The following is a 20,023-nucleotide window of genomic DNA, read 5'->3' as shown; positions in this document are numbered from 1 at the left end:
TATTCTCAGGAATTGAGGCGCATGGAAATATACGACCTCGTAGACGCGCTGCAGGCGCATCAAGGGCAACGGCACTCCACATCATGCTGTCAAGCAAGCGAAACGTGCTCGATTCGCCGACAGCCCCATTACGGCATCTTTTACCGTCTGAACGACGCGATCTGGTGGTCGAAAACTATCTTGGCGAACAGCCCGCGGATGACGAACGCGCGTCGCCGGTTCTGCATGACTTCAAGACACCACCTCCAGCTTTCCTCCAGTTCTCGACAACCGAAATCCTGCGTGATGAAAGTCTGCGGATGGCTCAGCGGTTGCGAGATGCGGGGGGTCAGGTCGAACTGGACGAATGGCCGGATGCGCCACATGTATGGGTCATACTGGATGGGTGGGTGCCAGAAGCGCGCGTTGCGTTGCAACGCGCGGCCAGTTTCATCAACCGACAGTTTCCCGATGGGACACAAGGCGAAAGCTAAGCGCCTCGGCCACGTGTTTTCGGGTGACATCTGGTGCGCCCGCCAGATCGGCGATGGTGCGCGCAACCCGCAAGACCCGATGATAGCCGCGAGCGGACAGGCCGAACCGCTCGGACGCCTTCAGCAGCGTATCGCGCCCGTCCTGATCCGGGCTGGCATATTCGGTCAGGGTCTTTCCTTCGATATCGGCATTGGTCGTCACACCATTTAGCCCCACATAGCGTTCAGCCTGAATGGCGCGGGCGTCCATTACACGCTGTGCAACCGTTTGCGACGGCTCACCATTCGCGGGCAGGTCGAGATCCTGAAACGTCACCGGCGGCACCTCGACCCGCATGTCGAACCGATCCAACAGCGGACCGGATATCCGCTGCATGTAATCTTCACCACATAAAGGGGCACGATTGCAGGCCCGGTTGGGGTCCGTCAGATGGCCGCATTTGCATGGGTTTGCAGCCGCGATCAGCAGAAAACGACTGGGATAGCGCACATGCGCATTTGCGCGCGCGACAGTGACATCGCCGGTTTCCAACGGTTGGCGAAGGGTTTCCAGCACTTGTCGGCTGAACTCTGGAAACTCATCCATGAACAGAACACCGTTATGGGCCAAGCTGATCTCGCCGGGTTTTGCGCCGCGTCCGCCGCCGACAATCGCTGCCATCGACGCTGTGTGATGGGGCGCGCGATAAGGCCGGTCTTGCGAAATGCCACCCCCTTCCAGCAGGCCAGAGACCGAGTGAATCATGGATGTTTCAAGCGCCTCGGCGGGGGACATGGGCGGCAATATTCCCGGCAATCGTGCTGCCAGCATGGATTTTCCCGATCCGGGAGGGCCAACCAGAAGCAAGTGATGGCGCCCGGCCGCCGCGATTTCCAAGGCGCGTTTGGCGCGTTCCTGCCCTTTCACATCGCGCAGGTCTTTGATGGTCGTCTCGATCGTGACCTTGCCAGGCTCGGCGACGGCAAGCGGTGACTGGCCGGTGAAATGTTGCAAGACGGCGGCAAGCGAGGTTGCTGCGTGCACTTTGGTCGCGCCGATCCACGCGGCCTCTGCGCCACAATCCCTGGGACAAAACATCGACATGTCCTTTTCAGCGGCCGCCAAAGCGGCGGGCAGGGCACCGACAACCGGCAGCAGGGTTCCGTCCAGCGCCAGTTCGCCAAGTGCTACCACGTCTGCGATGTCTTCCCGCGCCAGAATGCCCGCCTCGGCCAACAACGCCATAGCGATGGGAAGGTCAAAATGTGACCCTTCTTTCGGGATGTCGGCGGGCGACAAGTTGATAACGATCTTGCGCGGGGGCAGGGCGACCGACATGGCAGACAGGGCGGCACGCACCCGTTCGCGGGCTTCGGAAACCGCTTTGTCCGGTAAGCCGACAATCGAGAAACTTGGCAATCCCGGAGACAGGGCGCATTGCACCTCGACCAATCGGGCGCGAATCCCTTCGAACGCGACCGTGTTTATTCGAGCGACCATCACCGACCCCATATTGTGTAGAGCGCAGAATATGGGGTCGTGGTTACTGAATGGTTAACCGCTCTGCTTGGTCCCGATGTCGCGGGCGTCAATCAGGGCAGGTGATTGATGCAGTGAATGGACCAGAACCGCCCATCCCAATCCAGCCGAGTCACTGACAGGTTGTCGATCTTATGCCCCAGCGCGGCATAGGGCGTCAGGCCGCCCGCCCGCGCGATCTGGGTCAGTATTACCCCGAAATGTGCCACTGCGATGATGTGGCGAAGCCCTTTGGCGTTAAGCTCTTCGACGGTGCCCGAGACCCGATTGGCGAGTTGATCCCAGCTTTCCCCATTCGGGGCTTGATGCGTGCCCGGTGTCTCCCAGAATGCGCGGGACAAGGCGGGATCGCGGGTGGCGACCTCGTCCCAATGCAACCCATCCCAATCTCCGAAATTGAACTCACGCAGGGATTTCTGATGGGCAAGGCGTGGATGCTTGCCCGTCACGGCATCCGCTGTGGTGATGGCGCGGGACAGGTCCGACGACACGATGGGCGCATGATCCGGCAAATATGCAGACAGGCGGGCCAGCGCAGCCTTGTCCGACAAATCCGCAGGCACATCGCGCCAGCCGACCATGCTGTTGGTATGCGTCGGGCCATGTCGAACCCACCACCAACTGACTGGGGCGGTCATGGTGCACCATTTGGCAAGCGACCTTTCAGGACCAAAGGCAAGCTTGCCATGACCGTGATCACCAGATCCGCGCGCTGGGCGAGGCGTTGATTCAACTCACCCTGAGCCTGCCGAAACCGTCGCACCAGTGGGTTTTCCGGCACAATGCCCGCACCAACTTCGTTTGACACGATGACGACAGGCGCCGCGCAGTCGGAGAGCGCAGCAAATAGTCGAACCTCGGCATCTGGCAAATACGCCTCAGCCAACAGATGGTTGGACAGCCACATGGTGACGCAGTCGAACAGGGCGACCTCGGTCGGATCAGCGGCGGCAAGGGCGGGAGAGGCGTCCAATGGGGCCTCGATCGTGCGCCAGCCTGCCCCGCGCTGTGATTCGCGCCGTGATTGATGGCGCGCGATCTTCGCCGCCATCTCGGCGTCATGTGCCTGTGCGGTCGCGATATAGAGCATCGGGCGTGTGGTTGCGCCGACCAGCCGTTCGGCATAGTCCGATTTGCCAGAGGCAGCGCCGCCCAATACGAGCGTGAGGGGGGGGAGCGTGACAGTCATGGCGATTGCCTAACACTGCGACACGGGGTCCGCCAAGACGAAAGCGCTTGAGGTGGTCCGCGACCAGACTTAGCTTCGTGTCATGAAGCTGTACTCTTTCCTGTTTGCATTGATTGTTCCAACCGCTGCGCTGCCTTTGGATGCCGTGCCCAGCGCGGATGATCTTGCAATGTTGGCCAAAGCGGATGTCGTCATCATCGGGGAAACCCATGACAATCCGGCCCACCATCAAGTGCAGGCACAGATTGTGGCCGCGTTGCAGCCCACGGCCTTGGTGCTTGAAATGCTGACGCCCGAGCAGGTCACAGAGCTGACCCAGGATATCTCAGGATACAGCGCGGCTTGGGAAGAGGCCGGCTGGCCGGACTACGAGATGTATCTGCCCATCTTCACCGCCTCGGAGGCGGCAATATTTGGGGCTGCCGTGCCGCGCGACGTGGCGCGTGCCAGCTATACCGAAGGTGTCGCTGCACATTTCGACGGCGATGTAGAGCTGTTTGGGTTGGATCAACCATTGCCCAAGACACAGCGCGACCAGCGATTGGACCTTCAGTTCTTTGCACATTGCGAAGCCATGCCTCGCATTGCGCTGGGTGGCATGATCGAAGTGCAGCGCCTGCGTGATGCTACGCTTGCAAAAGCGGCGATTGAGGCCATCGACCCGGCTGGACGCCCGGTGGTGGTCATCACCGGAAACGGACACGCGCGGACGGATTGGGGCGCGCCGGCCATGCTCCGAAAGGCCCGCCCGGATCTTGTCGTAAGAAGCATCGGTCAGGCCGAAGATGGAATCGACCCCGAGGGCACGTTTGACCTTGTCTATGATGCCCCCGGCGTTGATCGCCCCGATCCGTGCGACACGTTCAAGTGAAGACCATCGGTCCTGCCCATTGATCCACGCGCGCAGGTCCCGTAACTGTCTGAAGAAGCTAAACCGGGGGCGCCTATGCTGGCTGGCAAACATATTCTTCTGATCATCGGCGGCGGGATCGCGGCCTTCAAGGCGCTGGACCTGATCCGGCGACTGCGTGAACGCGGGGCTGAGGTGACACCCGTTCTGACCCGTGCCGGGCAGAAGTTCGTGACCCCCTTGTCGGCGTCCGGTCTGGCTGCCCGCAAGGTCTACACCGACCTTTTCGACCTGACGGACGAGGCCGAGATGGGTCATATCGAACTCAGCCGCGCCGCCGATCTGGTGGTTGTGGCCCCGGCAACGGCGGACTTGCTGGGCAAAATGGCGGGAGGGCTGGCGAATGACCTTGCCTCGACCCTTCTGATGGCGACGGACAAGCGTGTGTTGGTTGCGCCTGCGATGAATGTGCGGATGTGGGAGCACCCTGCCAATCAACGCAACATTGTCACTCTGAAGCAGGATGGCGTTCTGTTCGTTGGCCCCACCGATGGGAACATGGCCTGTGGAGAGTTTGGGCCCGGTCGTATGGCTGAACCGTTGGAGATCGTTGCCGCCGTCGAAGCCGCCCTGATGGACGGACCTCTGAAGGGCAAACATGTGCTTGTCACCTCTGGCCCAACCCACGAACCCATCGACCCCGTGCGCTATATCGCCAATCGCTCGTCGGGTGCGCAAGGCACCGCTTTGGCGCGGGCGCTGTCGGCGCTGGGTGCGGATGTGACCTTTGTCACCGGCCCGGCGGATGTGCCGCCACCGGACGGGGTCAAGGTCGTGCAGGTGCAGACCGCCGGGCAGATGTTGGAGGCGGTGCAGGCCGCGCTGCCCGCCAGTGCCGCGGTGTTTGCCGCCGCAGTGGCCGACTGGCGGGTCGCGCGGACCTCGGACCAAAAGATCAAGAAGGATCAGGCGGGTAGCCTGCCGGTGCTGGAGTTTGCCGAGAACCCCGATATCCTTGCTACTGTCAGCCAGATGAAACAGGGACGCCCCGCTCTTGTTGTCGGCTTCGCCGCAGAAACCAATGACGTGATCGCACATGCCACGGCCAAGCGCGAACGCAAGGGCTGCGACTGGATTGTTGCCAATGATGTAAGTCCAGCGACTGGCATCATGGGTGGATCGGAAAACGCGGTGACGTTGATCTCGGATCAAGGGGCCGAGGCATGGCCGCGCATGGGCAAAGACGACGTGGCGCGCCAACTGGCCGCCCGGATTGCCGAAGTGATCGGAGGGGACGCGTGATGCCAGTTATCAATGTGACCCGTGATGCAGGCGCCGACCCGACCATTGCCCTTCCCTGCTATGAGACCACCGGGTCCGCAGGGGCCGACCTGCGCGCCAACTTGCCAGAGCCGGATCGCGCCACCGGTTGGACGCTTGCCCCGATGGAACGACGCATCGTGCCAACGGGTCTGCGTGTCGAAATTCCCGAAGGATTTGAAATGCAAATTCGACCTCGGTCTGGGCTTGCCGCGAAACATGGTGTCACACTGGCGAATGCGCCCGGCACCATCGACCGCGATTATCGCGGCCCATTGGGGGTGATCCTGATCAATCTTGGGGCCGAACCGTTCAGCGTCGGGCATGGGGACCGCATTGCGCAAGCCGTGATCGCTCCGGTGGTGCAGGCAAGCTATGCTTTGGTCGAAGCATTGTCAGGCACCGCGCGTGGGACGGGTGGCTTCGGGTCGACGGGCCGTGGCTGATCGGAGGCGGCAGTGATCTGGGTTCTGATCTGGGCGACAGTGATCTGGGTGGGCGGCAGCTATGGTGGCTTGTCCGTCGCGCGCCGCTGGCAGTTGACGGCGCTGCTGGGCGGGGTCGTGTTGCTCAGCCACTTGGTTCTGCCTGAGGGCGCGGGCATCCGCGTGGCGCTGGGCGGGAATTTCACCTCTTGGGCCGTGCTGTTTGCCGTCGTTGCGCTGGTCGCACTTTATGGACGTGGGCTGGCTTGGCTGAAAGCGCGCGCGCCGAAGGTGCCGGTCGCTGATGCGCAAGAGGGTCCCTTTTCCGAGACCGAACTGAGCCGATACGCCCGCCACATCGTGCTGCGTGAAATCGGTGGGCCGGGGCAGGTTGCCTTGAAAAACGCCCGCGTTCTGGTGGTGGGGGCTGGCGGACTTGGCTCGCCCGTGCTGCTCTATCTGGCGGCAGCCGGGGTGGGCACGATCGGTGTGATTGACGATGATACGGTCGACAATTCCAACCTGCAACGGCAGGTCATCCATCGGGACGCGGATATTGGCATGCCCAAGGTCTTTTCCGCCGAAGCCGCGATGCGGGCACAGAACCCCGCGATCATCATCCGCCCTTACAATCGCCGTCTGACAGCGGACGTCGCGCAGGACCTGATGCGAGATTATGATCTGGTGCTGGAAGGCACCGACAATTTCGAAACCCGCTATCTGGTCAACCGGGTCGCGGCGGCGCTGGGCATACCCATGATTGGCGGTGCGCTCAGCCAGTGGGAAGGGCAGGTGTCGACCTTCGATCCGGCGAACGACGCGCCGTGTTATCAATGCATCTTCCCCGAAGCGCCCGCCCCCGGTCTTGCGCCCAGTTGTTCCGAGGCAGGTGTGGTCGGACCTTTGCCGGGCATCATCGGTTCCATTATGGCAACCGAGGCGATCAAAGAAATCGCTGGTGCGGGCGAAGGGCTGCGTGGGCGGATGCTGATCTATGACGCGATGTATGCGGAAACCCGGGTCATCCGCACAGCGCGACGCCACGGATGTCCCTGCTGTGGCTGAGCTTGAACTGGCTCCGCTCAGCGTCGATGACGCGCCCGGCCTGTTCGCGTTCGAAGTCAAGAACCGGCTGTGGTTCGAAAAGCATGTCGGCCCGCGCCCGGATACATACTGGAACCTTGCCGCCCTGACCGACATCGTGCGCGAGCAGGTGGAGGCGGGCGAGATGATGTTCCTGTTGAAGATCGGCGGACGAATCGTTGGGCGGGTGAACGTGACCGCGGTGGAAGGGGGTGTGGCGCAACTGGGCTATCGCGTCGGTCAGGCCTATACCGGGCAAGGCATCGCGACCCGCGCCGTTGCGATGGCCTGCCAAGCGGCCTGCGACCGGGGCGTTTGGGCGCTTGAGGCGCGTGTGCTTCTGGACAACATCGCCTCGAAACGCGTGCTTGAGAAGGTGGGGTTTATTCGAACGGGAAATACCAAGGTCGGTGATCTGGACTGCGAAACCTTTCGCCGCGATCTTGATCAGGACTGAATGGGCGAATGGCTGCCGGGATCTCTGGTAATCCCCGCACGCGGCACATAGCTTCCGGGTAAAGGAGAATTGCCGATGACCAATCCGCTTCTGGCCCACTGGGACACCCCGTTCAACCTGCCACCTTTCGACATAATCAAGGATGCGGATTTCGAGCCTGCCTTTGATGCAGCCCTGGATCAGACACGGGCGGCCATTCGCAAGATTGCCGAAAACGAAGCTGCCCCCACCTTCGCCAACACGATCGAGGCGCTGGAACTATCCGACGCGCTGCTGGATCAGGTGTTGGGGGTCTTCTACAACGTCGCCGGTGCCGACAGCACACCGGCCCGGGAGGATCTGCAACGCAAGTTTTCACCGCGTCTGGCGGCGTTTTCGTCGGAAGTGACGATGAACGAAATGCTGTATGCGCGGATCGAGGCGCTGTGGCAGGCCCGCGACAGTTTGGACCTGACGGACGAACAGGCGCGTGTGCTGATGTTGACGCGTCGTCGCTTCGTGCGGTCTGGCGCGGTGTTGAAGGGCGCAGACCGGGATCGGCTGAAAGATGTGCAGCAAAAGCTGGCGACATTGGGCACAGAGTTCACGCAAAACCTGTTGGCCGATGAACGGTCGTGGTTCATGCCGCTGACCGAGGGCGATCTGGAGGACTTGCCGGGTTTTGTCGTCGATGCCGCCCGCGCCGCCGGTCAGGAAAAGGGCTGTGATGGTCCGGCAATCACGCTCTCGCGCTCGGTCATCACGCCGTTCCTGCAACATTCGCCCCGGCGCGATCTGCGCAAGGCGGCATATCTGGCCTATACCACGCGTGGCGCGAACGGCGGCCAAACCGACAACCGCGCCATTGCCGCCGAAACGCTGGCTCTGCGTGAAGAACGCGCGCGCCTTCTGGGCTATGACAACTTCGCGCAATTCAAACTGGAAACCGAGATGGCCGGACATCCCGACCGGGTGCGCGATTTGCTGATGCAGGTCTGGGAACCGGCCCGCGCGTCGGCTCTGGAAGACGCGGCAAAAATGACAGAAATGCTACATGCTGACGGTCACAACGGCGATCTGGAGCCGTGGGACTGGCACTTTTACGCAGAACGGCGACGCGAGGCTGAACATGATCTGGACGAGGCCGAGATCAAGCCCTACCTGCAACTGGACCGCATGATCGACGCCGCGTTTGACACCGCGCACAGGCTGTTCGGGTTGGAGTTCGCACCGCTCGGTGTGGCGCGCTACCATCCCGACACCCGTGCATGGGAAGTGACACGCGATGGCAAGCATGTCGCGGTGTTCATCGGGGATTACTTTGCTCGAGGCTCGAAACGCTCAGGGGCGTGGTGTTCAACGATCCGCGACCAGCAGAAACTGGCAGGCGATATTCGCCCGGTGGTGGTCAATGTTTGTAATTTTGCCAAGCCTGAAAAAGGGCAACCGGCGCTTCTGTCTTGGGACGATGCGCGAACGCTGTTCCACGAGTTCGGACACGCGCTGCACCAGATGTTGTCAGATGTGACCTATCCGTCGATCTCGGGCACATCCGTGGCGCGCGATTTCGTCGAACTGCCCAGCCAGCTTTACGAGCATTGGCTGGAAGTGCCCGAGGTGCTGGGCAAATTTGCCACCCACGCCAAGACCGGTGAGCCGATGCCGAAGGCGCTGTTGCAGCGCCTGTTGGCAGCGTCGACCCATGACATGGGATTCCAGACGGTAGAATTTCTGTCCTCGGCGCTGGTTGATCTGGACTTTCACGACGGCCCCGCGCCAGATGACGCCATAGCTGCGCAGGAGGCGACACTGGAGCGGATCGGAATGCCTCCGGCCATCAAGATGCGCCACGCCACCCCGCATTTCGCACATGTGTTTGCGGGCGACGGCTATTCATCCGGCTATTACAGCTACATGTGGTCCGAGGTCATGGACGCCGACGCGTTCGAGGCGTTCAAGGAAACCGGCGATGCGTTCGACCCCGACATGGCGCGAAAGCTGGAAGATCACATCCTGTCCAAAGGCGGTTCAATCGAAGCGGAAGACCTTTACATCGCGTTCCGCGGGCGGCTGCCCGGTGTTGATGCGCTGTTGAAAGGACGTGGGCTGGCAGGGGGCTGACCTCAGGTATCCTGTCGTGACGGATCATCGGGGTGTGGTGTCACCCCGACCGGATCCTTGTGTATCATCACGTCGGTATCAGGAAAGGTGTGCAAGATCGCCCGGCGCAGGCTCGCCCCGATCGCATGAGCCTCGTTCAGGCTTTGTTCGCCGTCCAGCTCGATGTGCAAGTTTACGAAGGTGATCGATCCCGACCGGCGGGTCTTGAGGTCGTGAAAGCCGTGAATCCCAGGATGGCTGCGGGCGATGTCCTCGACTCCAGTTACCAGATCGGGGTCGGCGGCGTGGTCCATCAAGCCGTCCCACGCGGTCTTGAATATGCGCAAGGCACCGACAACCAGCATGATCGCGGCACCAATGGCGACAACGCTATCGATAGCTTCCATGCCGAACAGGTTCGCAGCCCAAAGGGACAAAATCGCGCCGATGTTGGGGATGAGGTCTCCCACGTAGTGCAGACTGTCCGCTTTGACGACAGCCGACCCTGTTTGGGACGCCACACGCCTTTGCCAAAGCACCAGTGCAATGGTCAGTGCAATTGAAAAGACCATGACGGCGATCCCCTGCTGATGGGCCATGATCGGCGCAGGTTCCCCGGACAAAAGCCGCGCGATGGCGGCCCATGTGATGATCCCAGCCGATGCTATGATGAACAGGCTTTGCCCAAGCGCAGCAAGGTCTTCGGCCGCAGAGTGTCCGAAGGCGTGGTCGTCATCGGCTGGGCGCGCCGCATACCAGATTGCAGCCAAGGCACCCAGCGACACCATCAGGTCCATCGCGCTGTCGGCAAGCGATGCCGCGACCGACAGCGACTGCGTTTGACCCAGCGCCCACAGTTTCAGCGCCACCAGCGTCACTGCCACTGAAGCAGAGGCAATGCCGGCAGAAAGGTTCAATCTGATCCGCTTTTCTGTCATGACTTCCGGCTTACCCAGCGGTTTTGCCGGACGCAAGTGCGGTTCGAAGTGCTATTCGATCACTTCATTCGGGCGCACCCCCCACAGGTTGGATTTCAGCGTCCAACCCCGGATGCCGTCAGCCTTTACCCGGCACCAGTCAAGGTCGCAGGTTTCGAGCCGCGCGATGACGCCAGCCTCGAGATAAGCATCGATCTGGCTTTCGGCATCTGCGCGGCTGTAAAGTGGGCTGAGATCTGCATCGACAATCGCCGTGCGTGCGCCAGACAGAAGTGCATAATGTATCCATCCGCCCACGCCATCACGATCGCGAACCTGACGCCAATTGTCAAACTCGCCGGTGATTTCAAGCGGCATCCCGGGATGCTTGAACACCCAGTCGATGCGATGGCGCAGGGATGGCCCGCGCCGGACATTACCTTCTGAGGTCTTAAGCGAAACAAACCGTGGAATCGGCAGATTGGTTACCGAACCGCGTTTTTGGCCAACCTGCCCTTGGTCCTGTATCTTGTCCGCTGCTATGGGCCCATGCCAAAACGTTGCTACAATGGTGATTGCAACCACTGCCAACCTGCTGGTAAACCGCATTTCCACCCTCATTTCCTTTATCACACCAACGCGCGCGCAATTTTCTTTCGTTTGCGTTCCGGCGGTGCTTGTGCCTTGCCTCGTTCCTTGTCACTTTGTCAGGGAGACGCGCAAAAGAAAAGCCAAAGGGAGGGCGGGCATGGCCGCTGAACGTCTGAGTGTTGTTGTCACGCGACGGTTGCCCGAGGTCGTAGAGACCCGGATGACAGAACTTTTCGATGTCGAGCTTCGGGATGACGACGTACCGATGACCCGATCCGAACTGGCCGACGCGATGACACGCTGCGATGTGCTGGTCCCGACAATCAATGACCAGATCGACGCGAACATGTTGGCCGGCGCAGGCGAGAGGTTGCGCCTGATCGCCAATTACGGGGCCGGTGTGGACCATATCGACGTGGGTTCTGCGCGGCAACGTGGCATTCTGGTCTCGAACACGGCTGGCGTGTCGGCAGATGACACCGCAGATATGGCCATTGCCCTGATTCTTGCGGTGACGCGACGATTCCCGGAAGGGATCCGGCTGATGGCATCGGGTGAATGGGCGGGCTGGTCGCCCACTGCCATGCTCGGCCATCGTATTCAGGGCCGTCGCGTTGGCATTCTGGGTATGGGCCGCATCGGTCAGGCCGTCGCCGCGCGCGCGCGCGCCTTCGGGATGCAGGTGCATTACCACAACCGAAAGCGTCTTCACGCCAAGATCGAAGAGCAGTTGGAAGCGACCTATTGGGAAAGCCTTGACCAGATGGTGGCGCGCATGGACGTGATTTCGATCAACTGTCCGCACACGCCATCAACCTTCCACCTGATGAATGCCCGTCGCCTGAAGCTGATGAAGCCGGACGCGGTGATCGTGAATACCTCGCGCGGCGAAGTGATCGACGAAAACGCCCTGACCCGGATGCTGCGGGCGGGCGCGATCGCGGGCGCCGGACTGGATGTTTACGAGCACGGGAACGAGATCAACCCCCGCCTGCGCGATCTGCCCAATGTCGTGGCGCTACCGCACATGGGCTCAGCCACCGTCGAAGGTCGTGTTGAGATGGGTGAGAAAGTGCTGATCAACATCAAGACCTTCGCCGATGGTCACCGTCCGCCCGATCAGGTTGTGCCGGGGATGCTGTAGGGCTTTCGTTTCCGATGAAGGCGCGTGTGATCTTGGTTGTGGGGGCCTTGGTGGTGTTGGGCACTGCTGGCTGTGCCCGCAATCTGTCCGATACCGAGGTCGAGATGTCGCGCCTGGTCTTTGGCGACAGCCTTGATACCGACAAGGTGCGCGTGCGCGCGGGTATCGGCGTTCTGCCGTTGCCGAAAGCCAAGCCGACGCCAAAGGATGCACCCAAGCAGGACGCGCGCAAGCTGCCCAAGGGAGTCTGCGACCGGGTGCCCCAACCAGATCGCAAGATCGAGTTTCCGGCGGGTTTCGTTCTGTGGAATCAGGTGTTCTTGAAACGTGATCTTTACCGCGACGACATGTTTGAAGGTTGGCCCAAAAGCCTACCCATGCCGCACGCCCTTCTGATGATGCACGAATTCGTGCATGTCTGGCAGTGGCAAAACCGCGACCGCACTGGGTACACACCTGGCCGGTCGGGGGCGGAAAGCTTGCGACCCGGTGATCCCTATTACTGGCCAGGACGCGAAGCGGGGGCTTACCTCTCGTATGGGTTCGAGGCGCAGGCGGCGATGGTCGAGGATTACATGTGCATGACGCTGTTTGATCCGACCAACCCAAGGCGTGCCGATCTGGCCGCGCTGATCGGTCCGGTTCTGCCTGTGACCCGGCTGGGCGAAGCGTTGGGGCGCTGAAACCGTCACTGATGTCGTTTTCTCGCAGGCAAAGGTCGGGCTGGCTTGGCATGGCGAATGGCCATGGGGCATCTATGATGCAACGCAAATACCCCAAGGGAGTCGCCCCATGAAAACCCAAGTAAAAGCTCTTGTCGTCGGTGGGGGTGCCGTCGGCACGTCGATCGCTTATCACCTTGCGAAAGCGGGTTGGGATGATGTGATGTTGCTGGAGCGCGATGAGCTGACCTCGGGGTCCACATGGCACGCAGCAGGCTTGCTGCCCCTGTTCAACATGTCCTTCGCGACGACCCATATTCACGACTATTCGGTCAAATTCTATAAAACGCTTGAGGAAGAAACCGGTCTGAACGCGGGCTTTGCGGTGGTTGGCAATCTGCGCATGGCGCAGACGGACGAGCGTATGGATGAATACATGCTTTACGCCTCGACCGCCGAGACAGTGGGCGTTCCGTATGAATGGCTGACCCCGGACGAGATTAAAGCCCGCTGGCCGTTGATCGAGACGTCCGACCTGAAAGGCGCGCTGTATCACAACACCGACGGCTATATTAACCCTGCGGACGTGACACAGGCGATGGCCAAGGGTGCGCGCCAGCGAGGCGTCGCGATTGAACGCAAATGGCAGGCGGATGCGTTCCACTGGAACGGCACGCATTGGGAAGTGACCTGCACCAAGATGGTGGAAAAGGGCGGCAACCTTGTGCCTTCGGACGAACAGATCGTCATCACCGCCGAACATGTCGTGACCGCCTCGGGCAACCACGCCCAAACGACGGCCAGGAAGCTGGGCATCAAGATCCCGGCAATTCCGGTTGAACACCAGTTCATCGTGATGGACCAAGACCCGGAGTTGGTGAAATACCGTGCCGGGGGTGGGGCAGAACACCCGGTTATCCGCGACGCCGACGCGCAATCTTACGTCCGCGAAGAGCGAGGCGGCTGGATCCTTGGTGTCTATGAAAAGAACGCGCCCGCTTGTTTTGAATATGGTGTGCCGGACAGCTTCCGCGCCGACCTGTTCCCGCTTGATCTGGAGCGGATCGAAGAACAATACCTGGCAATGATCCACCGTATTCCTTCCTGCGAGGAAAGCGGGCTGAAAGATGATTTCAACGGCCCCATCTGCTACACACCTGACGGCAATCCGCTTGTCGGCCCGGCTCCCGGTCTGCGTAACATGTGGCTGGCGGAAGGGTTCAGCTTCGGGATCACCGCAGCGGGCGGCACCGGTTACTATCTGGCCCAGATGATGGTCGATGGCGAGGCCGAGATCGACATGGCGGCCCTTGACCCGAAACGATATTCATCCAACTGGATGACGACCGAGTTTGCGGCGCGCAAGAACGAAGAATGCTACGACCACGTCTATATCCTGCACCACCCCGACGAAGAGCGCCCGGCGGCCCGACCCCTGCGCACCTCGCCCGCCTATGATCGTCAGGCCGCACGCGGCGCGCAGTTTGGGTTCGTCAACGGGTGGGAGCGCCCGAACTATTACGGCCCGCTGGATGCGCCGGAAAACTTCGACCACGACGCGCGCAGCTTCCGCCGTGGCGGATGGTGGCAATACGCGGTCGAAGAAGCGAAGGCGATCCGCGAAGGTGTTGGGCTGATCGACGCCACTGCGTTCACCAAGCATGTTGTCAAAGGGCCGGGCGCGACGCAGTTCCTTGACTGGTTCACCTGCAACAAGCTGCCCAAGGTTGGCCGGATCAACCTGACCTATGCGCTGACGGCGGCGGGCACCACGCGCACCGAATACACCATCGTGCGAAATGGTGAAGACAGCTATTACCTCGTCTCGGCCGGTGCATGGACAGAATATGACGCCGACTTCATGCGCAAGGCCGCCGAAGATAAGATGGACGAATTCGGCTATATCGAGATCCAGGACGTCACCACCCAGTGGGGCGTATTCGCCATCGCCGGGCCAAAATCGCGCGACGTTCTGAACGAGGTCATCAGGGACGCCGATCCAAAAACCGCGTTGTCCAACAAGCGTTTCCCGTGGCTGACCGCCCGAAAAATCGAGCTGGCCATGTGTCCTGTGAATGCGATCCGTGTGGCCTATACCGGCGAACTTGGCTGGGAACTTCACCACCCGATCGAGATGCAGAACTATCTGTGGGATTTATTGATGTCGGCGGGCGAGAAGCACGGCATGAAGCTGGTCGGCGCGCGGGCGCAGAACTGGTTGCGACAGGAAAAATCCTATCGCGCATTCGGCACCGAACTGGGCCGCGACGCCACCCCCCAAGAGGCCGATCTGCCGCGCTTTATTGATCTTGAGAAAGACTTCCACGGCAAGGAGGCGATGCTGGCAAAAGGTATCCGTTCAAAATGCGTCACGCTTCTGATCGACGGGCCAGAGGATGCGGACCCTTGGGGTCGCGAGGCGCTCTACGATGGGGACACCAAGATTGGTCGCCTGACCTCGGGCGGTTATTCGGTTGCGTTCGGCAAATCCATCGGCATGGGCTATATCCGCCCCGATCTGGCGGTTCCCGGTACCAAGCTGAAGGTCAAGATGTTTGATAAGCTCTGGGATGCCGAGATTGCGGTCGACAGCCCCTATGACCCGAAGAACGAAACCATTCGCAAGGATGGCTGAGTGCCGCAAGATCCAAAGAATGGCCCCGCAATTGCGGGGCCTGTTCATTTTGCAGGGTCAAACAGTCACAATGCGATCAGATGGTTGTCCCATGACCATTCCGGATCGACAGGCACAAATGTTTCCGCCCCATCCACACGATGAACCAAGCCGCCATCACAGGTGATCATCAAGCCACCATCCGGCGCTGGCGCTACACCTGAAGCGGTCGATCGGGCGGCACTGCCTGCCGAACGACCCGTTTGGGTGAAATAGATAATGGTGCTGCCTTTTGGTCCGGTCACGGCGATCTCGCCGGTTTGCGGACAGACGGCGATGGATCCGGCGTAGTTTTTCAACAGATGCTGATCGGGATGAGACAGGAATTCGACGCTCGTTCCGATTCGGTGGCGCATGACCAGCGGCACCTTCCGAGTTGGTGCACCCTGCCATTGCAACGCTGCCACAACACCACCGTCGCCATCAATTGCGATATGTCGGACCGAGTTCTGGTGCATCGCGCCGGTCAGTTCGATCTGATCCACAATACTGGCCTCGGTGTTTAGATAGGTCAGATTGGTCTGCATCGTCGGCAGGTTCAGCTTTGCACGCTCCATGTCGGGATGGGTCTGGATGCCCCCATTGGCGACGACAATGCCGCCATCGGGCAGTCGCAGGATTTCATGGGGACCGATGCCGCCAGACCACACTTCGCCCACGCGGCGATAGCTATCGGACACGTCCCAGATGCCAAGGACGCCCGCTGGGGCGTCAAAATCGTTTTCCGTGGTGAACAGGGTCCTCCCATCCGCCGAAAAGGCCCCGTGGCCATAAAAATGCCGCCCCTCGGGCGTTTCCAGCCGTGCGATCTCGCGGCCATTGGCGCAGTCGATCACCACGGCGAAGCGACCCGGACGACGCGCAAAGGCAACGGCCTGCGCAGCTTGCGGATTGACCGCCGCCGCATGGCCCCGGCTGGGAATTGCGATTTGGAACACCACGTCGCCCGCGCGTGTCAGGCCCACCAGCCACGAGGTTTTATCGGTCCGATTGCCTGCCGTGATGAAATCGGGCGCACCGGCGGCAGCCCATGAAGGTGCGGTCAGACTGCCCAGTCCAAAACTGGCAGACGCGCCTGCAAGAAAACTTCGGCGTTTCATATCAATCCCCGTCGCCGGCGCTGAACCCGGCGTCGACCCCCAGAACCTCGCCGATCTGCTGATCAAGCCGAAGTTGCAAATAGTTCAGTTTGGTTTGCAAGGTTTCCACCCGAATGCGCATCTGCGGGTCGCTCAACGCCTGTGACAGCGGTGCGCCGATGGCCTGAACGCGCGTTTGAATGTCTTGCGCGATCTGAGTGATCTCGGCCCGTGTGGCATCGGAAACGGCACCGGCAAATCCATCATCGACAATCTCGGTCAAACCGTCGATCTGCGCGACCATGATGTCATTTGTGACGCCGGACCGCCATGCCTCGGCCCGTGAGGGAAAGCTGCGGTCATAGGTGCCAAGCGCCCGCCCGATGCGATGTTCGCGCAGGCGCAGGATCGAAAAGTCCAGCGCGGTGAAGATTTGGCGGGTAAACTCCTGATGAGATATATAAACCGGATTGTCAGGACCTGCGTCCCTGACAAGGTCAGCCCAGCCATCGGGTGCAAACCATCCATCATAAAGCGCCGTCCCAATCCTGGCCAGGTTGCCCGCCACGCCGACCAGTGCCGGGCAGGTCTGCATGTCATCGAACAACAGCCGTTCAAGCGCGGGCAACCCTTGAGTGCCGGCGCTGGATGCACCGATCACGGTGGGGTCTGCCTGTTCGTTCACGGGACGCTTAAGCAGGTCCGACACGGCACGTCCGACAAAGTTTTTCTTGTCCGGAAAGAAATTGACGGTCAGTACCGCAGCTTGCGTCTCTATCGGGCCGAACTGATAGGCGTCCAGCGGGGCCCATGCGCGCCACGCACTGGCAAGGGCATCATCAACGTGGCTTCGATCGGTGGTCCCGTCACAAAATGCAGTCGCGGTGTCGGACAGAGTGGCGGTTTCGTTCCGGAACGCGCCAAACTGACGCTCCAGCACGGCAAGCACACGGCCGGTCAACGCGACGTGGTCGATGGTCGGGGATGGGTCGGCTGCCCACACAATTGCAGGCATCAGGCAGGCGGTCACAAGGGTGGCGAATTTTCTCATAACGACTCCAAAAACGCGATCAGGGCAGCGCGATCTGCGGTATTTAACTGGCGGACGTTTTCGCGGGCCGCCACCGCCTCTCCTCCGTGCCACATGATGGCTTCCAGCACCGAACGCGCGCGCCCATCGTGAAGAAAGCTCTTTTTCCCGCCAACCTGTTCGGTGCGGCCAAGACCCCACAGGGGCGGCGTGCGCCATTCCCGACCCGTCGCTTGCCGTTCCGGGCGGTGATCCGCCAGCCCGTCGCCCATATCGTGCAGAAGCAGATCGGTGTAAGGCCAGATCAGTTGAAAGGATCGCGCGGGATTGTCCGGCAGGCGATGTGTCACAAACGCAGGCTGGTGGCAGGCTGCGCAGCCTGACCTGTGAAACAGAGACTTCCCTCTGAGAACCAGTTCATCATCTGCTTTTTCGCGCACCGGAACTGCAAGATTGGCGGCGTAGAATGTCATCAGATCTAGCGCCATGTCACCCAGCTCCTGATTGCGCTGCGACGCGGAGTTGCCATTGCGCGCAGCGCGGCAGTCTGCTTGCTGCTCGGTGCAATCGCCGTGCGGTGCGGGAAACAATCCGCTGGACAGGCCGATATCGCCATTGGCCGCGTCGGCGGTTTGTTGACGTATCGTCGGGCTGCCTGCCTTGTGACCAAACCGGCCCAACATCCATTGATCAAACTCGCGCGACCAGACGCGGTTGGGGCGACCGGAAATGCCATCGCCGTCTTTGTCATCAGGATCGGCATTCGCCAGGATGTCTGCTTCCGGGATCGCCTCCAACAGTCCCAGCCCGATCATCGGCGACGCGATTCTGGGGGAAGTCATGGTCTGATCGTCCAGTGCGCCATATGTTGGCGAGGTGAGCATGTAATTTGGTTCGCGCAATTCAACGATATATCCGTCCGCCAAGGGCACAGGTCGGGTGTTGTAGGTGATACGGAGCGAGCCTTCTGCCACATGCCCTGAAATTGCCCGGTCCTGGATCTGAAACCCATAATTGGGATCAGGCTGTCTCGAACCGTCCGCGCTGGTCTGCGACAGCCGCAAGACGAGGCCGGGGGTTGGGTCGGTGGGGTCAGTTGGCGGATATCCCCGTCCATCATTGACGTGACAGGCAGAGCAGGCGCGGGCGTTGTAAAGCGGGCCAAGCCCGTCTGATGAAATGGTTGAAGCGGGTCCCTGCACCCAGAGTTTTTCAAACAACGCCTCGCCCAGCCTGAAATCGAGCAGCTGATCGGCAGTCAGCCCCGACGAAGGTTGCGAAAATGGCGATTGTGCCGGGGGTGACATCGCTGTGGCTGCACCGCCAGAGCGGTTTTCGTAAGGAGAGGGAGTATGCTGTGCGGTGGCAACAGCGGCTTTAATCCGACTGATTTCGGCCTCGGTGCGGGAAACTGCGGTCAAATGCGGCTCGCCCCAAGGGGGGTGGCCCTCGGCCATCGCCATCGGGCCGTTGATCAGAAAAAGTACCAGAAAGACCGGGCGGCGCATCACAGGCTCCTACAGAACGCGCCCAGTTCTATTGGCGGATGGCAGCGACGTAAAGTGGTTCTGACAAAAATAGTCAGGATAATCTTGTGCAGCTACAGTTTCGCGTTTTTGCGCACGAATGCTTCGATTGCATTGGCTGGAATGGCCCCGGCATGACGCGCGACCTCTTTGCCGTTTTGGTAAAGGATCAGCGCTGGAATGCCTCGGATATTGTTTTTCATCGAGACGTTGGGGTGGTCTTCCGTGTTGACCTTCGCAAACCGCGCTTGCGGAGACATCGACCGTGCAGCTTGTGCGAACGCAGGCGCCATTGATCGGCAAGGTCCACACCAAGGCGCCCAGAAATCCACCAGCAAAGGTGTGTCATCGTTTTTTGCGGCTTTGGAGAGAGTGGTCGGATCCAACTCGCGCACCTTGCCGTCCGACAGTTTCGCACCGCAGGTGCCGCATTTCGGACCCGCGCCCAGCTTGTCGGTTGGAACACGGTTTACGCTGCCACATTCAAGGCAAGTCATTTTGGCAGAACTGGGCATTGGGCGCTCCTATAAATTCTATAAACGGCATATGATGTTGCGACAGGCTGCCGTCAAGGGATCAGACCGTGCTGAGTAGAATGCTGGTTTCGCTGTTGGTGATCCCTTCGACCACCCGCACATCGCGCAGCACCCGGTCGAAATCCGTCAGGCTTTCGGCGGTCAACTGCGCCACAAGATCCCACTTCCCGTTCGTCGAATGCAGGCTGCGCAATTCCGGCAATCCGCGCAGACGCTTGATAACGGCGGTCGTGGATCGGCCCGACACTTCGATCATCATGATCGCGTGAACCCCGTCCGGGCCATGGTCCTGTCGCGCGCGAATGGTAAAGCCCAGCACCGCGCCGCTGTCCAATAGGCGATCAAGCCGCGCCTGCACGGTAGCGCGGGAAACGCCGAGGATTTCGGCCAATTTGGAGATCGGCGCGCGGCCATCCTCGCGCAGGACGGCGATCAAGTTGCGGTCAAGGTCATCAAAAATGTGCATAAC

General features: G+C 60.7%; 20 protein-coding genes. 10 read left to right on the top strand and 10 right to left on the bottom strand.

What is annotated here, in order from left to right:
- Nucleotides 1-104 precede the first annotated feature (104 nt).
- Nucleotides 105-473: an alpha/beta hydrolase gene (locus AC13C8_RS15450; RefSeq protein ID WP_482848171.1), complete on the top strand. Its 369-nt coding sequence runs from the start codon at nt 105-107 to the stop codon at nt 471-473.
- Here AC13C8_RS15450 and AC13C8_RS15445 read toward each other — a convergent pair.
- From AC13C8_RS15445 to cobU, 3 genes are all read right to left on the bottom strand, one after another.
- Nucleotides 433-1,953 (bottom strand): YifB family Mg chelatase-like AAA ATPase, encoded by a 1,521-nt coding sequence (locus AC13C8_RS15445; RefSeq protein WP_482848169.1) that lies wholly within the window; start codon nt 1,951-1,953, stop codon nt 433-435. The genes AC13C8_RS15450 and AC13C8_RS15445 overlap by 41 nt on opposite strands.
- Before the next feature lie 92 nt (nt 1,954-2,045).
- Nucleotides 2,046-2,630: a histidine phosphatase family protein gene (locus AC13C8_RS15440; RefSeq protein ID WP_482848167.1), complete on the bottom strand. Its 585-nt coding sequence runs from the start codon at nt 2,628-2,630 to the stop codon at nt 2,046-2,048.
- A complete protein-coding gene (gene cobU, locus AC13C8_RS15435; RefSeq protein ID WP_482848166.1) occupies nt 2,627-3,181 on the bottom strand; it encodes a bifunctional adenosylcobinamide kinase/adenosylcobinamide-phosphate guanylyltransferase in 555 nt (184 codons plus the stop codon). Before cobU ends, AC13C8_RS15440 begins: the two co-directional genes overlap by 4 nt.
- Nucleotides 3,182-3,263: 82 nt before the next feature.
- Between cobU and AC13C8_RS15430 the strand changes: the two genes are divergently transcribed.
- From AC13C8_RS15430 to AC13C8_RS15405, 6 genes are all read left to right on the top strand, one after another.
- Complete coding sequence (locus AC13C8_RS15430; RefSeq protein ID WP_482848164.1) at nt 3,264-4,052, top strand: ChaN family lipoprotein; 789 nt, start codon at nt 3,264-3,266, stop codon at nt 4,050-4,052.
- Between the two features lie 75 nt (nt 4,053-4,127).
- A complete protein-coding gene (gene coaBC, locus AC13C8_RS15425; protein WP_482848162.1) occupies nt 4,128-5,333 on the top strand; it encodes a bifunctional phosphopantothenoylcysteine decarboxylase/phosphopantothenate--cysteine ligase CoaBC in 1,206 nt (401 codons plus the stop codon).
- Nucleotides 5,330-5,797, top strand: a complete 468-nt coding sequence (gene dut / locus AC13C8_RS15420; protein WP_482848160.1) for a dUTP diphosphatase — start codon at nt 5,330-5,332, stop codon at nt 5,795-5,797. The genes coaBC and dut overlap by 4 nt, the downstream gene beginning before the upstream one ends.
- Nucleotides 5,798-5,809: 12 nt before the next feature.
- A complete protein-coding gene (locus tag AC13C8_RS15415) occupies nt 5,810-6,841 on the top strand; it encodes a HesA/MoeB/ThiF family protein (RefSeq protein WP_482848159.1) in 1,032 nt (343 codons plus the stop codon).
- Nucleotides 6,834-7,316 (top strand): GNAT family N-acetyltransferase, encoded by a 483-nt coding sequence (locus tag AC13C8_RS15410; RefSeq protein ID WP_482848158.1) that lies wholly within the window; start codon nt 6,834-6,836, stop codon nt 7,314-7,316. Before AC13C8_RS15415 ends, AC13C8_RS15410 begins: the two co-directional genes overlap by 8 nt.
- Nucleotides 7,317-7,391: 75 nt before the next feature.
- On the top strand, nt 7,392-9,416 hold the full coding sequence (locus AC13C8_RS15405) for a M3 family metallopeptidase (protein WP_482848156.1): 2,025 nt from the start codon (nt 7,392-7,394) through the stop codon (nt 9,414-9,416).
- Nucleotides 9,417-9,418: 2 nt separating this feature from the next.
- On the opposite strand, the gene AC13C8_RS15400 is transcribed toward AC13C8_RS15405, so the two are convergent.
- Both AC13C8_RS15400 and AC13C8_RS15395 read right to left on the bottom strand, forming a co-directional pair.
- Nucleotides 9,419-10,333, bottom strand: coding sequence for a cation diffusion facilitator family transporter (locus AC13C8_RS15400; RefSeq protein WP_091431445.1), 915 nt, complete (start codon nt 10,331-10,333; stop codon nt 9,419-9,421).
- Between the two features lie 51 nt (nt 10,334-10,384).
- Nucleotides 10,385-10,921 carry an SH3 domain-containing protein gene (locus AC13C8_RS15395; protein WP_407639055.1) on the bottom strand — a complete coding sequence of 179 codons (537 nt, stop codon included), beginning with the start codon at nt 10,919-10,921 and terminating at the stop codon, nt 10,385-10,387.
- Nucleotides 10,922-11,060: 139 nt separating this feature from the next.
- On the opposite strand from AC13C8_RS15395, the gene AC13C8_RS15390 reads away from it, so the two are divergent.
- From AC13C8_RS15390 to AC13C8_RS15380, 3 genes are all read left to right on the top strand, one after another.
- Nucleotides 11,061-12,047 (top strand): 2-hydroxyacid dehydrogenase, encoded by a 987-nt coding sequence (locus AC13C8_RS15390; RefSeq protein WP_482848155.1) that lies wholly within the window; start codon nt 11,061-11,063, stop codon nt 12,045-12,047.
- 14 nt (nt 12,048-12,061) lie between these two features.
- On the top strand, nt 12,062-12,730 hold the full coding sequence (locus tag AC13C8_RS15385) for a hypothetical protein (protein ID WP_482848153.1): 669 nt from the start codon (nt 12,062-12,064) through the stop codon (nt 12,728-12,730).
- Nucleotides 12,731-12,839: 109 nt separating this feature from the next.
- Entirely contained in the window at nt 12,840-15,344 is a 2,505-nt protein-coding gene (locus tag AC13C8_RS15380; protein ID WP_482848152.1) for a GcvT family protein, read from the top strand.
- Nucleotides 15,345-15,409: 65 nt separating this feature from the next.
- Here AC13C8_RS15380 and AC13C8_RS15375 read toward each other — a convergent pair whose 3' ends face one another.
- The 5 genes from AC13C8_RS15375 to AC13C8_RS15355 form a co-directional block, all read right to left on the bottom strand.
- On the bottom strand, nt 15,410-16,483 hold the full coding sequence (locus AC13C8_RS15375; protein ID WP_482848150.1) for a DUF1513 domain-containing protein: 1,074 nt from the start codon (nt 16,481-16,483) through the stop codon (nt 15,410-15,412).
- Nucleotide 16,484: 1 nt separating this feature from the next.
- Nucleotides 16,485-17,513, bottom strand: a complete 1,029-nt coding sequence (locus AC13C8_RS15370; RefSeq protein WP_482848149.1) for an imelysin family protein — start codon at nt 17,511-17,513, stop codon at nt 16,485-16,487.
- Complete coding sequence (locus AC13C8_RS15365; protein ID WP_482848148.1) at nt 17,510-19,000, bottom strand: di-heme oxidoreductase family protein; 1,491 nt, start codon at nt 18,998-19,000, stop codon at nt 17,510-17,512. The genes AC13C8_RS15370 and AC13C8_RS15365 overlap by 4 nt, the downstream gene beginning before the upstream one ends.
- 92 nt (nt 19,001-19,092) lie before the next feature.
- Complete coding sequence (gene trxC, locus AC13C8_RS15360) at nt 19,093-19,533, bottom strand: thioredoxin TrxC (protein ID WP_091431428.1); 441 nt, start codon at nt 19,531-19,533, stop codon at nt 19,093-19,095.
- 61 nt (nt 19,534-19,594) lie between these two features.
- On the bottom strand, nt 19,595-20,020 hold the full coding sequence (locus tag AC13C8_RS15355; protein ID WP_091431426.1) for an Lrp/AsnC family transcriptional regulator: 426 nt from the start codon (nt 20,018-20,020) through the stop codon (nt 19,595-19,597).
- Nucleotides 20,021-20,023 lie beyond the last annotated feature (3 nt).

Source organism: Aliiroseovarius sp. B-4 (genome assembly GCF_056857795.1).
This window is presented reverse-complemented; position numbering and strand designations above follow the sequence as displayed.

Bases quoted from the DNA above. Each gene is read 5' to 3' on its own strand.
- coaBC (WP_482848162.1), top strand. From the start codon at position 4,128: ATGCTGGCTGGCAAACATATTCTTCTGATCATCGGCGGCGGGATCGCG.
- AC13C8_RS15370 (WP_482848149.1), bottom strand. From the start codon at position 17,513: ATGAGAAAATTCGCCACCCTTGTGACCGCCTGCCTGATGCCTGCAATT.
- AC13C8_RS15405 (WP_482848156.1), top strand. From the start codon at position 7,392: ATGACCAATCCGCTTCTGGCCCACTGGGACACCCCGTTCAACCTGCCA.
- AC13C8_RS15430 (WP_482848164.1), top strand. From the start codon at position 3,264: ATGAAGCTGTACTCTTTCCTGTTTGCATTGATTGTTCCAACCGCTGCG.
- cobU (WP_482848166.1), bottom strand. From the start codon at position 3,181: ATGACTGTCACGCTCCCCCCCCTCACGCTCGTATTGGGCGGCGCTGCC.
- AC13C8_RS15445 (WP_482848169.1), bottom strand. From the start codon at position 1,953: ATGGTCGCTCGAATAAACACGGTCGCGTTCGAAGGGATTCGCGCCCGA.
- AC13C8_RS15385 (WP_482848153.1), top strand. From the start codon at position 12,062: ATGAAGGCGCGTGTGATCTTGGTTGTGGGGGCCTTGGTGGTGTTGGGC.
- trxC (WP_091431428.1), bottom strand. From the start codon at position 19,533: ATGCCCAGTTCTGCCAAAATGACTTGCCTTGAATGTGGCAGCGTAAAC.
- AC13C8_RS15375 (WP_482848150.1), bottom strand. From the start codon at position 16,483: ATGAAACGCCGAAGTTTTCTTGCAGGCGCGTCTGCCAGTTTTGGACTG.
- AC13C8_RS15365 (WP_482848148.1), bottom strand. From the start codon at position 19,000: ATGCGCCGCCCGGTCTTTCTGGTACTTTTTCTGATCAACGGCCCGATG.
- AC13C8_RS15380 (WP_482848152.1), top strand. From the start codon at position 12,840: ATGAAAACCCAAGTAAAAGCTCTTGTCGTCGGTGGGGGTGCCGTCGGC.
- AC13C8_RS15400 (WP_091431445.1), bottom strand. From the start codon at position 10,333: ATGACAGAAAAGCGGATCAGATTGAACCTTTCTGCCGGCATTGCCTCT.
- AC13C8_RS15395 (WP_407639055.1), bottom strand. From the start codon at position 10,921: ATGCGGTTTACCAGCAGGTTGGCAGTGGTTGCAATCACCATTGTAGCA.
- AC13C8_RS15355 (WP_091431426.1), bottom strand. From the start codon at position 20,020: ATGCACATTTTTGATGACCTTGACCGCAACTTGATCGCCGTCCTGCGC.
- AC13C8_RS15390 (WP_482848155.1), top strand. From the start codon at position 11,061: ATGGCCGCTGAACGTCTGAGTGTTGTTGTCACGCGACGGTTGCCCGAG.
- AC13C8_RS15440 (WP_482848167.1), bottom strand. From the start codon at position 2,630: ATGACCGCCCCAGTCAGTTGGTGGTGGGTTCGACATGGCCCGACGCAT.